The organism is Rathayibacter sp. AC451, from assembly GCF_979253095.1.
Genome location: NZ_CEEDBD010000001.1, coordinates 1,077,512 through 1,092,816, shown reverse-complemented (window position 1 = coordinate 1,092,816; position 15,305 = coordinate 1,077,512). Strand labels below are relative to the sequence as shown.

Here is a 15,305-nt window from a genome sequence, read left to right as displayed (position 1 = left end):
CCGTCGGGGGTTGGATCCGGCATGGCTACGACTGCGATGACCCTCGACTCCCACGACGAGACCGTCTCCGACGGCATCGTCCTCATCGACTTCTGGGCGGCCTGGTGCGGCCCGTGCCGCCAGTTCGCCCCGGTCTTCGAGGCGTCGAGCGACAAGAACTCCGACATCGTCTTCGCGAAGGTCGACACGGAGGATCAGCAGCAGCTCGCCGCGAGCTACGGCATCTCCTCCATCCCGACCCTCGTCGTCTACCGCGACGGCATCCCGCTGATGGCGCAGCCCGGCGCCCTCCCCGCTCCCGCGCTCGACAACCTGATCGAGCAGGTCCGCGGCCTCGACATGGTCGAGGTGCGCCGCCAGTACGACGAGGCGAAGGCCGCTCAGGCGGCGGCCGGCCCCGAGCAGTTCGCCGACGGCGCCCAGATCTGATCGGGCCCGATCCGATGCCGACCGCCATCGGCTGATCTCCAGCACGAACGACGGAACCCCCGCCGACCGGATGGTCGCGGGGGGTTCCGTCGTTCGAGGGACTCGATCAGCCCGTGTTCTGCAGGCCGGCGGCGACGCCGTTGACGGCCAGCAGCAGCAGGCGCTGATTCTGCTCGGTGCCGGATCCGCCCGGGTCCGTGCGCAGCGCGCGGAGGGCGCGCAGCTGCAGGAGCGACAGCGCGTTGACGTAGGGCGTGCGCAGGCGCACGGCGCGGCCCAGCACCCGGTGCCCGGTGAGCAGGCTCTCCTCGCCCGTGATCGAGAGCACCCAGCGACGGGTGCGCTCCATCTCGTCGAGCACGAGGCCCGCGAGGTCCTCCCGGGAGTCGAGGGCCAGATAGCGGCGGGCGATGCCCTCGTCGGTCTTGGCGAGCGACATCTCGACGTTGTCGATCATCGTGGTGAACAGCGGCCACGACGCGTACGCCGACCGCAGCAGCTCCAGGTCGCCGACCGCCTCGAGGGCGCTGCCGAGACCGAACCAGCCGGTGAGGTTCACCCGCGCCTGGGTCCAGGCGAACACCCACGGGATCGCCCGCAGGTCCTCGAGCGACTCGACCGAGAGACCGCGGCGGGCGGGGCGCGAGCCCAGTGCGAGCAGGCCGACCTCCTCCTGCGGAGTCACCCGGGCGAACCACGGCGCGAAGCCGTCCGCCTTCACGAGCTCGAAGAAGCGCTTGCGCGACTCGCGGTCCATGGTCGCCGCGACGTCGCGGAAGCGGTCGGCCGCCTCGGCGTTGCGGTCGCCCACCGAGGGGGAGGAGGCGAGGAGCGTCGCCCCCGCCACCTGCTCGATGTGCCGCGTCGCGATGTCCGGGTTGCCGTAGCGCGCGAAAATCACCTCTCCCTGCTCGGTCAGCTTGAAGCGGCCGTCGACGGATCCCGGGGGCTGGGCCAGCACGGCGCGGTTGGCGGGTCCGCCGCCGCGGCCCAGCGCTCCTCCTCGGCCGTGGAACAGCGTGAGCACGATGCCCTCGTCCTCTGCCCACTGCGCGATGCGCGCCTGGGCGTCGTAGAGCGCGAGGGTCGCCGAGACCGGTCCGACGTCCTTCGACGAGTCGGAGTAGCCGAGCATGACCTCGAGGCGGTTCCCGGTCTCGTCGAGGCGCCTGCGCACCTGCGGCAGCCGGATCATCTCGGCGAGGATGTCCGTCGACGCGTCCAGGTCGGCGAAGGTCTCGAAGAGCGGGACGGCGTCGATGATCGGCGGGTGCCCCTCCGTCGCCGCCTCGGCCAGCTCGAACACGGTCCGCAGGTCGTCCGAGGACTGCGTGAACGAGACGATGTAGCGCCGCGCGGCGTCCACGCCGAAGCGCTCCTGCACCGTGGCGATCGCGCGGAAGACGGCGAGCACCTCCTCGCTGCGCTCGTCGAGCTCGCCTCCGGCCTCGATGGCCGCGATCGTCTCGCGGTGCACCTTCGAGTGCTGGCGCACCTCGATCTCGGCGAGGTGGAAGCCGAAGGTCTCGACCTGCCAGATCATGTTCTGCAGGTCGCCGTACGCCGAGCGGGCGTCGCCGGCCGCCACGAGCGACTCCTGCAGGGTGCGCAGGTCGCTCATCAGGTCGGCGGCGGCGGAGTAGGCGAGAGGGCCGCCGGAGCGCGTCGCGGCGAGTCGCTCCGCTGCGAAGAGCAGCACGCGGCGGTGGGTCTCGTTGGGGGAGCGGTCGGCGATGTCGGCCGCGAGCTCGGGCGCGCGGTCGGTGCAGGCCGACCAGAGGGCGAGGACCGCGTCCGAGGGCGGAGTGGTCGCGGCATCGAGGGTCAGAGCACGGCCCACGCGGCGTGCGACCCGCTCGAGGCCCATCAGCACGTGCTCGGAGGCGATGCCGACGGCCTCCAGGGTCGTCTCGGCGGTCACGAACGGGTTGCCGTCGCGGTCGCCGCCGATCCAGGTGCCGAGCCGCACGAACGCGGGGGCGATCGGGGCGCGGGTGCCGGAGGCCTCGCCGAGGAGCGCGTCGTCCAGGCGGCGGTAGACGCGGGGGAGGACCGAGAAGAGCGACTCGTCGAAGACGCTCATGGCCGTGCGCACCTCGTCCAGCGGCGAGGGCTTCGACTCGCGCAGCGGGGCGGTGCGCCACAGGGTGTCGACGTCGGCCAGCAGACGGCGGCGGTTCTCGAGCAGCACCACGCCGCCCGTGCGCGGGTCGTCGCGCTGCTCGAGCAGCGCGCTGATCCGGCGGATGGTCGAGGCGACCGCGCGACGGCGGGCCTCGGTGGGGTGCGCGGTGAGCACCGGGCGGAACTCGAGGCGCGAGAGGCGGTCGAACGCCTCCTCCTCGCCGAGCTCGGCCGTGAGGGTGGCGATCGACGCGGTGATCGAGTCCTCCGGCGACTGCGCGCCGGCGTCCGCCTCGCGCTGGCGGAGCACGCGGACGCGGTGGAACTCCTCCGCCACGTTCACGAGGTGGAAGTAGCATGTGAAGGCGCGAGCCACCTCCTCGGCCCGCTCGGCCGAGAGCGACGCGACGAACGCCTCCGCGTCGGCCAGGTCCTCGGGTCTACCGCTGTCGTACGCGCTGATCGTCAGCGCGCGCAGGCGCTCCACGTCGGTGTACAGGGACGGGTCCCCGGACTCGCGGAGCACCTGGCCGAGGAGCTCGCCTAGCAGGTGGACGTCCGCACGGATGCGGTCGTCCAGGGGCGGCGCGACGGTGCCGTCGGCGGAGGAGGGGGCGGGTGCTGCGGTCGCGGCTGGCGCGTCGGAGATCGGAGGCACGTGAGAGACATTAGCGGCGGTGCGTATCCGGGAGATGACGCCCCGGTCCCGTTTCGGAATGGAATGATCGAAGGTGTGACCGTGACACCCGCACCCTCAGCGCCCGCCGTCCAGACCGAGCAGGCCGCGCCCCACGTCGTCGTGCTCTTCGGTGCGGTCGGCGATCTGGCCCGGCGCAAGCTCATCCCGGGCATGGCGCACCTCGCGCTGTCCTCCCTCGCGCCGGACGTCCGGATCGTCGGGACCTCCCTCGAGGAGCACGACGACGAGTCGTTCCGCGCCTTCGCGAAGCTGGCCTACGACGAGTTCGGCAGCCGCTCGCTGACCCGCGCCCAGTGGGACGAGTTCGCGTCGAAGCTCTGCTACGTCCCGCAGTCGGCGGGTCCGGCGGCTCTCGCCGAGGCCGTGACGTCGGCCGAGAAGGAGCTGGGCCCGGACGTCAGCCGGCTGCACTACCTCAGCGTGCCGCCCAAGGCCGCGCTGTCCGTCGTCCGGATGCTCGCCGAGGCAGGCCTCGTCGAGCGCTCCCGCATCATCATGGAGAAGCCCTTCGGCGTCGACCTCGAGAGCGCCGTCGTCCTCAACGCCGAGCTGCACGAGACGTTCGACGAGGAGCAGATCTTCCGGATCGACCACTTCCTGGGCAAGGAGCCGGCGCAGAACATCCTCGCGTTCCGCTTCGCCAACGGCCTCTTCGAGCCGATCTGGAACCGCAACTTCATCGACCACGTCCAGATCGACATCCCCGAGAAGCTGACTCTGGACCGGCGCGCCGAGTTCTACGAGTCGACCGGCGCCTACAAGGACATGGTCGTCACCCACCTCTTCCAGGTGCTCGCGTTCATGGCGATGGAGCCGCCCACCGCGCTCGAGCCGCAGGCCATCAGCGAGGAGAAGAACAAGGTCTTCCGCTCGATGCGCCCGCTGAACCCCGAGAACGTCGTGCGCGGCCAGTACATCGGCTACCGCGAGGAGCCGGGGGTGGCGCCCGACTCCGAGACCGACACCTTCGTGGCGCTCAAGTGCGAGATCGACAACTGGCGCTGGGCGGGAGTGCCGTTCTACCTCCGCACCGGCAAGCGCATGGCCGAGGGCCAGCGCATCATCTCGATCGCGTTCCGCGAGCCCCCGAAGAGCATGTTCCCGCAGGGCTCCGGAGTCGGCGCCCACGGGCCGGACCACCTCACGTTCGACCTCGCCGACGCCTCCAAGGTCTCGCTGTCCTTCTACGGCAAGCGCCCGGGCCCCGGCATGCGCCTGGACAAGCTCAGCATGCAGTTCGCGCTGCAGGAGACCGATCGCGCGGGAGACGCCCTCGAGGCCTACGAGCGCCTGATCCTCGACGCGATGCGCGGGGATCACACCCTCTTCACGACCGCCGAGGGCATCGAACGGCTGTGGGAGGTGTCGGCTCCCCTGCTCCAGGACCCGCCGCCCGTGCGCCTGTACGCGCCCGGCTCCTGGGGCCCCAATGCGATCCACCAGCTGATCGCGCCGCACGCCTGGCGCCTGCCGTTCGAGCGGGTCTGGCGCGACAAGCGCTGACCGCGCGCCGGGAGCCCGCCCGTAGGCTGGGCGCATGGCGCGCACGGGGGAGGACCGGATCTGGACGGTGCCGAACGTCCTGAGCATGGTCCGCCTCGCCCTGGTGCCGGTCTTCCTCGTCCTCGTGATCGAGGGGGAGGACGCGCTGGCGCTGCTCACCCTCGTGGTCTCGAGCCTCACCGACTACCTCGACGGCTGGATAGCGCGCCGCTTCGACCAGATGACGCGCCTCGGGCGGGTCCTCGATCCGGCCGCCGACCGCCTCTACATCTTCGCGACCGTGCTCGGCCTGGCCTTCCGCGAGCTCGTGCCGTGGTGGCTGGTCGCGGTGCTGGTGGCCCGCGATCTGATGCTCGTCGTCCTCGCCGTGATCCTGGCCAACACGGGGTACGGGCCGCTGCCCGTGCACCACCTGGGCAAGTTCGCCACCTTCTGCCTGTTCTACGCGCTGCCGCTGATCATGCTCGGGCAGGCGTTCCCGGCCCTCGCCCCGGCCTCGCTGCCGATCGCGTGGGCCTTCGCGCTGTGGGGCGCGTTCCTCTACTGGTGGGCCGGTGTCGTCTACGCCGTGCAGACCGCCGGGCTCGTCCGGGGGTGCGCGACGAGAACTCCGGGTCCGGCGCCCGCCCGGATTCCGATACGCTGAACGGATAGGAGGTACGTCTTGGCCGAGCCCGTGCGTGGAGCATCATCCACCGAACCGCTGAAGTCCGAGTCCGTCGAGCCCTCGACCGACACGACGCTCACGTTCACCGACGACATCGGTGCGCAGCTCGCTGCGCTCGACAACCGCGCCTCCCGCGAGGAGGCCGAGGCGGTGCGCGCGCTCCCCTCAGGATCCGCCCTGCTGGTGGTCCGCCGCGGTCCCAACACCGGAGCGCGCTTCCTCCTCGACACCGATTCGACCACCGTCGGCCGCCACCCCGACGCGGGCATCTTCCTCGACGACGTCACCGTCTCGCGCCGCCACGCGGAGTTCGTCCGTCGAGGCACCGGCTTCGAGGTCCGCGACCTCGGCTCGCTCAACGGCACCTACTTCGACGGCGTGCGCATCGAATCCGCACTCCTCACCGACGGCTCCGAGGTGCAGGTCGGCAAGTTCCGACTCACCTTCTACGCGTCCCGCGCCGACCTCGTCGCCGCTCCGGACGCGTAGACCGTGGGGCGATCCACCGCCCGGGCGCTCGCGTCCGGTCCGGCCGCTCTGCTGAGCATCGGGCAGGTCCTGTCCCGGCTGACGACGGAGTTCCCGGACGTCACCCCGTCGAAGCTGCGCTTCCTCGAGGAGCAGGGACTCGTCTCGCCGGCCCGCACCGAGTCCGGCTACCGCAAGTTCTCCTCGGCCGACGTCGAGCGCCTGCGCATGATCCTGGCGCTCCAGCGCGACCACTACCTCCCGCTCAAGGTCATCCGGGGCTACCTGGACGACGTCGATGCGGGCCGCGAGCCTGTGCTCCCGAGCGGAGTGGGCGGCGGCCCCGCCTCGCTCCTCGCTCCTGCCACGCGGCTCACCCGCGATCAGCTCGCACAGGAGGCCGGCGCGAGCACCGTCCTGCTCCAGGAGGCGATCGCCGCCGGCCTCGTGCGCGGCGGCGAGTTCTACGGCGAGGAGGCCGCGACGACCCTCAAGGCCCTCGTCGAGCTCGGCCGCTCGGGCATCGAGCCGCGCCACCTCCGTCCGCTGCGCGTGGCCGTGGAGCGCGAGATGTCGCTCATCGAGAGCGTCGTCGCGTCCAGTGCGCGCCGGGGCGACGCCTCCGGTTCGGCGGGAGCCGCCGAGAACGCGATGGGGCTCGCCGCGCAGCTAGGCACCATCCGCCAGGCGATGGTCCGCAGCGCCCTCACGCGGATCTCGCGCTCCTGATCCGACCGCCGCGACGACACGCCGCGGCCCGGGAGCCGATGTCGTTTACTCGGCACCCCCGGGTGAGTACCGTAGGGAGCGCGTTCGGACGATCCGGCGTTTCGGATCCGGAAGGCCACGGGATGAGAGAAGTCAGCCGCGACGTCAGCGGCCAGCGCGACCTCGTCCTGTTCACCGACGGACTGCCCGATCTCGACGCGCACGCGGGGTACCGCGGTGCCGTCGCGGCTCGTGCCGCGGGCATCACCTACCGCCAGCTCGACTACTGGGCGCGCACCGAGCTCGTCGAGCCGACGGTTCGGGGGGCCTCCGGCTCTGGCACGCAGCGCCTCTACGGCTTCCGCGACATCCTCGTGCTCAAGCTCGTGAAGCGACTCCTCGACACCGGCATCTCGCTCCAGCAGATCCGCACGGCCGTCAACCAGCTCCGCGAGTCCGGGGTCGACGACCTCGCTCAGACCACGCTGATGAGCGACGGGGCGAGCGTCTACCTCTGCACCTCCAATGACGAGGTCATCGACCTCCTCAGCCGCGGACAGGGCGTCTTCGGCATCGCCGTCGGCAAGGTGCTCCGCGAGGTCGAGTCCAGCCTCGTCGACCTCGGCGACCAGTCCGTCGATCCGACGGACGAGCTCGCCCAGCGCCGCGCATCCCGCAAGGTCGGCTGACCGCTCCGCACCGGTCACCTGCAGGCACCCGACTGCCCCTGCTGATCGAGTAGCCCGCGCCGCGGGCGTATCGAGATCCACCACCGCCAGCAGCCACTGTCACCGCGCCGACCACCCCGCCCGACGACGACGGCGCCGCAGCCGGAGCTGCGACGCCGTGATCGAGACGGGGGAGGCGCTACTTCGCCGCCGGGACCTGCTCGCCGATCCGGCCGGTCCGGATGACACGGTCCAGCAGCAGATCGAAGTTGTGCGCCATCTCCTGGGCGCTCTCGCCGGGCCACACGTGCACCGGCTTCGCCGCGCCCTGCGCCTGCTGGAGCGACGTGCGCTCGGGCAGCTGAGGGCTGAGGACCAGCGGGCCGAACATGTCGCGCAGCTCCTTGATCCGGAACTGGTGCTCGAGCGACTGCACGCGGGCGCGGTTGACGATGATGCCGAGCGGCTGGAGCCGGGGGCTCAGGCCGCGCCGGATCTCCTCGATGGCGCGCAGAGCGCGGTCGGCGGCGGCCACCGAGAAGAGGCCGGGCTCGGTGACAACGGCGACGCGGTCGCTCGCCGCCCAGGCCGTGCGCGTGAGCGCGTTGAGCGACGGAGCGCAGTCAATGAGCACGAGGTCGTAGTCGGCCTCGACGCTCGCGAGCGCCTCCTCCAGCTTCCAGATGTCGCGGATGCTCGGGTGCGGTCCGTCGAAGTTGATCGCGGAGGGACTGCCGATCAGCACGTCGATCGTGCCGTGGTGCTCCTTCGTCCATCCGGAGGGGGCGATGGCCGAGCGGACGATCTTCTCCTTCGGCGACGTGAGCACGTCGGCGATGTTCAGATGACCGGCGACGTTGATGTCCATCCCGGTGGAGACGTCGGACTGGGGGTCGAGGTCGACCACGAGCGTTCGCAGACCCTTGGAGAACGCGGCGGACGCGAGGCCGAGGGTCACCGTGGTCTTGCCGACGCCGCCCTTGAGGGAGCTCACGCTGAGTACATGCATGGCTGGTTACTTTACTTTCACTAGGGTGGGAGAACCTAACCGTTCCCTGCGCGCCCACCGCCGGGGAGGCGGATGCAGGGGTCCCGACGTCGTGGCCCCGGCTCCTCGTCGCCCGCGGAGGACCGACCCGAAGGACTGCCGTGTTCTCGAAGATCCTTGTGGCCAATCGCGGCGAGATCGCGATCCGGGCGTTCCGCGCCGCGTATGAGCTCGGTGCGCGCACGGTGGCGGTGTTCCCCTACGAGGATCGCAACTCGCTGCACCGGCTGAAGGCCGACGAGGCCTACCAGATCGGCGAGAAGGGGCACCCGGTCCGCGCGTACCTCGACGTCTCCGAGATCATCCGGGTGGCACGCGAGTGCGGCGCCGACGCGATCTACCCCGGCTACGGCTTCCTCTCCGAGAACCCCGAGCTCGCGCGTGCTGCGGCGGAGGCGGGCATCACCTTCATCGGGCCACCCGCACGGGTGCTCGAGATGGCGGGAAACAAGGTCACGGCCAAGGAGCACGCCAGCGCGGCCGGCGTGCCGGTGCTGCGCTCCACTCCTGCCTCCCGCGATCTCGACGAGCTCGTCGCGGGAGCGGAGGGGATCGGGTTCCCGATCTTCGCGAAGGCGGTGGCCGGAGGGGGCGGCCGCGGCATGCGTCGCGTCGACGCCCCGGAGGACCTCCGCGCCGCCCTCGAAGCGGCCATGCGCGAAGCCGACAGCGCGTTCGGCGACCCCACGATGTTCCTCGAGCAGGCGGTGGTCCGCCCCCGGCACATCGAGGTGCAGATCCTCGCCGACGCGACCGGCGAGACCGTCCACCTCTTCGAGCGCGACTGCTCGGTGCAGCGACGGCACCAGAAGGTCGTCGAGATCGCGCCCGCGCCGAACCTCGACGAGGCGACGCGGCAGGCCATGCACCGGGACGCCATCGCCTTCGCCCGCTCGATCGGGTACGTCAACGCGGGCACGGTCGAGTTCCTCCTCGACACGGCGGGGGAGCGCGCGGGAGAGCACGTCTTCATCGAGATGAACCCGCGCATCCAGGTCGAGCACACCGTGACCGAGGAGGTCACCGACGTGGATCTCGTCGCGTCGCAGATGCGGATCGCGTTCGGGCAGACCCTCGCCGAGCTGGGCCTCACCCAGGGCGAGCTGCGGCTGCACGGCGCGGCGCTGCAGTGCCGCATCACGACCGAGGACCCGGCGGCCGGATTCCGGCCGGACACCGGCCGCATCACGACCTACCGCTCGCCCGGCGGCGGCGGGATCCGGCTCGACGGCGGCACGATCAATCCGGGCGCGCAGATCAGCCCGCACTTCGACTCCATGCTCGCGAAGCTCACTTGCCGCGGGCGGGACTTCGAGGCGGCCGTCGGACGCGCCAAGCGCGCCCTGGCCGAGTTCCGGATCCGCGGCGTCTCGACCAACATCCCGTTCCTGCAGGCTGTGCTCGAGGATCCGTCCTTCGCGGCCGGCGACCTCAGCACGTCCTTCATCGACGAGCGGCCGGGACTGCTGGCCGGCCGGGAGTCCCGTGACCGCGGCACGAAGCTGCTGACGTGGCTCGCAGAGGTCACGGTGAACCAGCCGCACGGCGCCCGTCCGCCCGGACTGCCGCCCGTCGACAAGCTGCCCGCCGTCGATCTCTCCGCACCCGCGCCGACGGGGTCGCGTCAGCGCCTGCTCGAACTCGGCCCGCGGGGGTTCGCCGCCGCACTGCGCGCCCAGACGGCGCTCGCGGTCACCGACACGACCTTCCGCGACGCCCACCAGTCGCTGCTCGCCACCCGGGTGCGATCGCGCGACCTCGTCGCCGCGGCACCCTCGGTCGCCCGGCTGACGCCGCAGCTGCTGTCGGTCGAAGCGTGGGGCGGGGCGACCTACGACGTCGCGCTCCGCTTCCTCGGCGAGGACCCGTGGGAGCGGCTCGACGCCCTGCGCTCCGCGCTGCCCAACGTCGCGATCCAGATGCTGCTGCGCGGGCGCAACACCGTCGGCTACACGCCCTACCCCACCGAGGTGACCGACGCCTTCGTCCAGGAGGCCGCGGCGTCGGGCATCGATGTCTTCCGCATCTTCGACGCCCTCAACGACGTCTCGCAGATGCGTCCCGCGATCGACGCCGTGCTCGCCACCGGCACCACCCTCGCCGAGGTCGCCGTCTGCTACACGGGCGACCTGCTCGACCCGGCCGAGAACCTCTACACGCTCGACTACTACCTCCGCCTGGCCGAGCAGATCGTCGAGGCGGGAGCGCACGTGCTCGCGATCAAGGACATGGCGGGTCTGCTGCGGCCCTACGCCGCCGCGCGCCTCGTCGAGGCGCTGCGCACCAGGTTCGACCTCCCGGTGCACGTGCACACGCACGACACTCCGGGCGGCCAGCTCGCGACGCTCCTCGCCGCGGCGGAGGCGGGGGCCGATGCGGTCGACGCCGCCTCGGCTCCGATGGCGGGCACCACCAGTCAGCCGTCCCTGTCGGCGCTCGTCGCCGCGCTCGCGCACACTCCTCGCGACACCGGGCTCGATCTCGGCGCCGTCTCGGACCTCGAGCCGTACTGGGAGGCCGTCCGTCGGCTCTACCGCCCGTTCGAGTCGGGCCTGCCGGGCCCCACCGGCCGCGTCTACCGCCACGAGATCCCGGGCGGTCAGCTCTCGAACCTGCGTCAGCAGGCCATCGCGCTCGGACTCGCCGACCGGTTCGAGGTCGTCGAGGACCTCTACGCCGCAGCGAACGGGATCCTGGGCCGCGTGCCGAAGGTGACCCCGTCGTCCAAGGTGGTCGGCGACCTCGCCCTGCACCTGGCCGCGGTCGACGCCGATCCTGCCGACTTCGCCGAGAACCCGCAGAACTACGACATCCCCGACTCCGTCGTGGGATTCATGGCCGGAGAGCTCGGCGAGCTCCCCGGCGGCTGGCCCGAACCCTTCCGCTCGCGGGTGCTCGAGGGGCGCGACGTCCGGATCGCAGTGGCCGACGTGTCCGAGCAGGACCGCGCGGTGCTCGGCGGCGATGACGCGGCAGCGAGGCGCGCGACGCTGAACCGTCTGCTGTTCCCCGGTCCGTCGGAGCAGTTCCTCGGCGTGCGCGAAGCGTACGGCGACGTGTCGGCGCTCGACACGGCCGACTACCTCTACGGCTTGCGCCAGGGGGAGGAGCACGTGGTCGAGATGTCGCGCGGCGTCCGGCTCTACGTCGGCCTCGAGGCCGTCGGCGACGCGGACGACCAGGGGATGCGGACCGTGATGACGACGCTCAACGGGCAGCTCCGTCCCGTGTTCGTGCGCGACAGGACGATCACGGTCGAGACCACGAGCGCCGAGAGGGCCGATCGCTCCGATCCCGGCCAGGTCGCCGCTCCCTTCGCGGGTGTCGTCACGCTCAAGGTCGCGGTCGGCGATCGCATCGCAGCCGGCGCCGCCGTCGCCACGATCGAGGCGATGAAGATGGAGGCGGCCATCACGACGCCCGTCGCGGGCACCGTCCGCAGGCTCGCCGTGCCGGCGACGCAGCAGGTCGACGCGGGCGATCTGCTCGTCGTCATGGACCCCTCCTAGCAGCCGGGGCCCGGGCACTCCAAGGCCCGGCGCCCCGGAAGGGGGCGCCGGTACACTGACCGCAAGCGGAAGGAGGCTCGTTCGCATGGATGAGCGCAACGACGAACAGCCCGACACCGGCACCGGTCCCGTTCCCCGCACCGCGCTCGACGCGGCGAGGGACTCGGCGCAGTACGTGCCGCGCGCCAGCGACACCGCGCCCACGCGGATCCCGGACGGTGTGCGGCTGGATCCGCCCGCCCCTCCGCTGCGCCGCTCGACCGCTCCGGCGCCCGTCGACGACGACTCCGTCGACGTGGGGACCTTGGGCATCCCCTCCGCGCCCGCTTCCCGCTCCGCCGGGATCCTCCCGCCGGAGCCCGCTCCGGCCGACCCGGGTGGAGCGGTTCGACCGGTCTCCGCAGGCTACGCCGCGCGCGACGAGGTGTCGGTGCTGCCCGGAGACGGCGGCGAGCGCCCTCGCGGCCGCGGCGAGGCGCCGGCGGCGGCTCCCGCCGCCGAGGCGCTCGCGAACGAGCAGAGCCGGGCGGCCACGCGCCGCGACCGCCTGCGCGCCGAGACGGCGACGTCGACCGGCACCGCCTCGACGCCCGAGTCGTCCTCCATGCTCACGCCGGACCGCCTCCTCGAGGTCAACCGGCGCACCCGCCCGGCACCCGTCGGCGGCTGGAACCGCTTCGTCTACAACGTCACCTTCCACGCCGTGAATCTGGGCGACTCCGGCAAGGTGCAGGCGTGGAAGGCCATGGACGAGCGGATCGGACGCCAGTTCGAGGGCGGGACGCGCTTCGTGCCCGTCATGACCCGCAAGGGCGGCGTCGGCAAGACGACGGTGACGACCCTGCTCGGCATGGCCCTGGCGGACTCCCGGGAGGACCGCATCATCGCCGTCGACGCGAACCCCGATCGCGGGACCCTCGCGGAGCGCGTGCCGAAGCAGACGCGCTCGACCGTCCGCGACGTCGTGAACAGCGCGTCGGGCGTCTCGGGATTCACCGACTTCTCGACGATGGTCTCCCGCGACGAGACCCGGCTGGACGTCCTCGCCTCCGACACCGACCCGATGCTCTCCGAGGCCTTCGACGAGGACGACTACAACGTGGTCGCCGATCTCGTCGAGCGCTTCTACTCGATCATGCTCACCGACTGCGGCACGGGCATCGTGCACTCGGTCATGCGCGCGACCCTCCAGCGGGCCGACACCGTCGTGATCGTCTCGGGCGGCAGCGTCGACGAGGCCCGCCTCGCGTCCGAGACGCTGACCTGGCTCGACGCGAACGGATACGGCGATCTCGTCAAGAACGCCGTCGTCGCCCTCAACACCGCGACCCAGGGCACGAGCCTGGTCAAGCTCGAGGAGATCGAGTCGCACTTCCGCTCGCGGGTGCGCGACATCGTCCGCATCCCCTACGACCCGGTGCTCGCCGCCGGCTCCGTCGTGAAGTGGGAGCAGCTGCGTCCGGGGACGAAGGAGGCGGCCCGCCTGCTGGCCGCGCTCGTCGTCGAGGGCATGCCGGTCCGGCGTGCCTGACGCGGCCGTGGAGCAGTCGTCGGAAGAGCTCGCTGCGGCGGAGGAGTTCGACCTCATCGTCATCGGTGCCGGCTCGGGCAACTCGATCGCCGGTCCCGAGTACGACGACGCCCGCGTCGCTCTCCTCGACGACGGCGAGTGGTTCGGCGGCACCTGCCTGAACGCCGGTTGCATCCCGACCAAGATGTTCGTGCACGTGGCCGACGTCGTCACCGACGTCGACGAGGGCGGGCCCCTCGGCGTGCGCGGGTCGCTCGCGCGGCCCGAGTGGGCGGCTGTGCGCGACCGGGTCTTCGGCCGCACCGACACGATCAGCCGGGCGGGCCTGGAGTACCGCGACGAGCGATCGCCGAACGTGACGGTGCTGCGCGAGAGCTTCGGCTTCGAGTCCCTGGGCGACGGTGCCCGTCCGCACGTGCTCGTGAGCGCGAGCGGCACCCGGATCAGCGCTCCCCGCGTGGTCGTCGCCGCAGGATCCCGCCCACGGCCCCTGCTCGCCGCCTACTCGCCCGACCCGCGGATCCACGACTCGTCGTCGATCATGCGGCTCGACGACCTCCCCGAGCGCCTGGTGATCCTGGGCGGAGGGGCCGTCGCGGTCGAGTTCGCGCACGTGTTCTCCGCCTTCGGCACCGCCGTGACCTTGGCGGTCCGCAGCGACCGCCTGCTCCGCTCGCTGGACGAGGACATCGCGCGCCGCTTCACCGACCTCGCCCGCGAGCGCTGGGACGTGCGCACGGAGGTGACCGCCGAGCAGGTGGACGCCGGCGACGACGGACTCGTCGTCACGTTCAGCGACGGAACCCGCGTCGAGACGGACGTCCTGCTGGTCGCCCTCGGCCGCGACCCCAACAGCGACACCCTCGCCGCGGCGGCCGTCGGCATCGATCTGCATGCCGACGGCCGCATCGCGGTCGACCCGGAGCAGCGCGTGCTCTCGGGCGGCGCTCCCGTCCCGGGCCTCTACGCGCTCGGCGACGTCTCGTCCGAGTGGCAGCTCAAGCACGTCGCCAACCACGAGGCGCGGATCGTCGCCCACAACCTCCTCCACCCGGACGAGCCGATGCGCAACACGCTGTCGCCCGTGCCCGGCGCGATCTTCGCGCATCCGCAGATCGCGCACTTCGGTCTCACCCTGGCGGACGCCGAGGAGGCCGGCCTCGCCGCGATCTCCGTGAGCCAGGAGTACCGCACGACGGCCTACGGCTGGGCGCTCGAAGACGAGTCGAGCGTCTGCGTCCTGGTCGTCGGTCTCGACGGCGCCCTGCTCGGCGCCCACCTCATGGGTCCGCAGGCGAGTATCCTCATTCAGCCGCTCGTCCAGGCCGCCAGCGTCGGACGCGGTGTCCACGGACTCGCCCGCAGCCAGTACTGGCCGCACCCGGCGGCGAGCGAAGTCGTCGAGAACGCCCTCCTGAAAGCGGAGGAGGCCCTGAGGGAGCGCACCACATGACCGAACGCCAGATCCGCATCTTCGGAGATCCCGTCCTGAAGACCCCGTCGGCCCCCATCGACGCGATCGATGACGGGATCCGCGGACTCGTCGAGGACCTCGTGGACAGCGTCCGCCCTGCCGGCCGAGCCGGCGTCGCAGCACCGCAGATCGGCGTCAACTTCCGCGCCTTCAGCTACAACGTCGACGGCGTCATCGGCTACGTCCTCAACCCCGAGATCATCGAGCTCAGCGGCGACCCGCAGCCCGTCGACGAGGGCTGCCTCTCGGTCCCGAACCTCTGGTACCCGGCGATCCGCTACCCCCACGCCAAGGTCCGCGGCACCGACCTCGACGGCAACGAGGTGATCCTGGAGGGGGACGGCCTGATGGCCCAGGCTCTCCAGCACGAGTGCGACCACCTCGACGGCCGCCTCTACCTCGACCGCCTGTCCAAGGAGGACCGCCGCGCCGCCATGAAGGACGTGCGGGAATCCCCCTGGTTCTGAGTTGATCGG

At 71.7% G+C, this 15,305-nt stretch carries 12 protein-coding genes; 10 read left to right on the top strand and 2 right to left on the bottom strand.

Going from position 1 to position 15,305, the window contains the following annotated elements:
• Window positions 1-21: 21 nt before the first annotated feature.
• Entirely contained in the window at window positions 22-429 is a 408-nt protein-coding gene (gene trxA / locus AC0CID_RS05140; RefSeq protein ID WP_207406336.1) for a thioredoxin, read from the top strand.
• 106 nt (window positions 430-535) lie between these two features.
• Here trxA and AC0CID_RS05135 read toward each other — a convergent pair whose 3' ends face one another.
• Complete coding sequence (locus AC0CID_RS05135; RefSeq protein ID WP_465228052.1) at window positions 536-3,133, bottom strand: phosphoenolpyruvate carboxylase; 2,598 nt, start codon at window positions 3,131-3,133, stop codon at window positions 536-538.
• A 159-nt stretch (window positions 3,134-3,292) separates the two neighbouring features.
• On the opposite strand from AC0CID_RS05135, the gene zwf reads away from it, so the two are divergent.
• From zwf to AC0CID_RS05110, 5 genes are all read left to right on the top strand, one after another.
• Entirely contained in the window at window positions 3,293-4,756 is a 1,464-nt protein-coding gene (gene zwf / locus AC0CID_RS05130) for a glucose-6-phosphate dehydrogenase (RefSeq protein ID WP_465225979.1), read from the top strand.
• A gap of 34 nt (window positions 4,757-4,790) precedes the next feature.
• On the top strand, window positions 4,791-5,402 hold the full coding sequence (locus tag AC0CID_RS05125) for a CDP-alcohol phosphatidyltransferase family protein (protein WP_465225978.1): 612 nt from the start codon (window positions 4,791-4,793) through the stop codon (window positions 5,400-5,402).
• Window positions 5,403-5,459: 57 nt separating this feature from the next.
• Window positions 5,460-5,912: an FHA domain-containing protein gene (locus tag AC0CID_RS05120; protein ID WP_242683311.1), complete on the top strand. Its 453-nt coding sequence runs from the start codon at window positions 5,460-5,462 to the stop codon at window positions 5,910-5,912.
• A 3-nt stretch (window positions 5,913-5,915) separates the two neighbouring features.
• The gene (ftsR, locus tag AC0CID_RS05115; RefSeq protein ID WP_465225977.1) at window positions 5,916-6,620 is read left to right on the top strand and encodes a transcriptional regulator FtsR; all 705 of its coding nucleotides are present in this window, start codon (window positions 5,916-5,918) and stop codon (window positions 6,618-6,620) included.
• A gap of 122 nt (window positions 6,621-6,742) precedes the next feature.
• Complete coding sequence (locus AC0CID_RS05110; protein ID WP_465225976.1) at window positions 6,743-7,288, top strand: MerR family transcriptional regulator; 546 nt, start codon at window positions 6,743-6,745, stop codon at window positions 7,286-7,288.
• A gap of 178 nt (window positions 7,289-7,466) precedes the next feature.
• Here AC0CID_RS05110 and AC0CID_RS05105 read toward each other — a convergent pair whose 3' ends face one another.
• Window positions 7,467-8,276 (bottom strand): ParA family protein, encoded by an 810-nt coding sequence (locus AC0CID_RS05105; RefSeq protein ID WP_097166986.1) that lies wholly within the window; start codon window positions 8,274-8,276, stop codon window positions 7,467-7,469.
• Between the two features lie 140 nt (window positions 8,277-8,416).
• Here AC0CID_RS05105 and AC0CID_RS05100 point away from each other — a divergent pair, with 140 nt between their 5' ends.
• The 4 genes from AC0CID_RS05100 to def all read left to right on the top strand — a co-directional run bounded on the left by AC0CID_RS05100 (window position 8,417) and on the right by def (window position 15,296).
• Complete coding sequence (locus AC0CID_RS05100; RefSeq protein WP_465225975.1) at window positions 8,417-11,824, top strand: pyruvate carboxylase; 3,408 nt, start codon at window positions 8,417-8,419, stop codon at window positions 11,822-11,824.
• Window positions 11,825-11,909: 85 nt separating this feature from the next.
• On the top strand, window positions 11,910-13,355 hold the full coding sequence (locus AC0CID_RS05095; protein ID WP_207406326.1) for a MinD/ParA family ATP-binding protein: 1,446 nt from the start codon (window positions 11,910-11,912) through the stop codon (window positions 13,353-13,355).
• Window positions 13,348-14,808 carry a mycothione reductase gene (locus tag AC0CID_RS05090; protein ID WP_465225974.1) on the top strand — a complete coding sequence of 487 codons (1,461 nt, stop codon included), beginning with the start codon at window positions 13,348-13,350 and terminating at the stop codon, window positions 14,806-14,808. Before AC0CID_RS05095 ends, AC0CID_RS05090 begins: the two co-directional genes overlap by 8 nt.
• Window positions 14,805-15,296 carry a peptide deformylase gene (gene def / locus AC0CID_RS05085; protein WP_465225973.1) on the top strand — a complete coding sequence of 164 codons (492 nt, stop codon included), beginning with the start codon at window positions 14,805-14,807 and terminating at the stop codon, window positions 15,294-15,296. The genes AC0CID_RS05090 and def overlap by 4 nt, the downstream gene beginning before the upstream one ends.
• The last annotated feature ends 9 nt before the right edge of the window (window positions 15,297-15,305 follow it).

What these genes read in the sequence shown, in the direction of transcription:
- trxA (WP_207406336.1), top strand. Translation starts at nt 22, where the DNA reads ATGGCTACGACTGCGATGACCCTCGACTCCCACGACGAGACCGTCTCC.
- AC0CID_RS05105 (WP_097166986.1), bottom strand. Translation starts at nt 8,276, where the DNA reads ATGCATGTACTCAGCGTGAGCTCCCTCAAGGGCGGCGTCGGCAAGACC.
- def (WP_465225973.1), top strand. Translation starts at nt 14,805, where the DNA reads ATGACCGAACGCCAGATCCGCATCTTCGGAGATCCCGTCCTGAAGACC.
- AC0CID_RS05110 (WP_465225976.1), top strand. Translation starts at nt 6,743, where the DNA reads ATGAGAGAAGTCAGCCGCGACGTCAGCGGCCAGCGCGACCTCGTCCTG.
- AC0CID_RS05095 (WP_207406326.1), top strand. Translation starts at nt 11,910, where the DNA reads ATGGATGAGCGCAACGACGAACAGCCCGACACCGGCACCGGTCCCGTT.
- AC0CID_RS05125 (WP_465225978.1), top strand. Translation starts at nt 4,791, where the DNA reads ATGGCGCGCACGGGGGAGGACCGGATCTGGACGGTGCCGAACGTCCTG.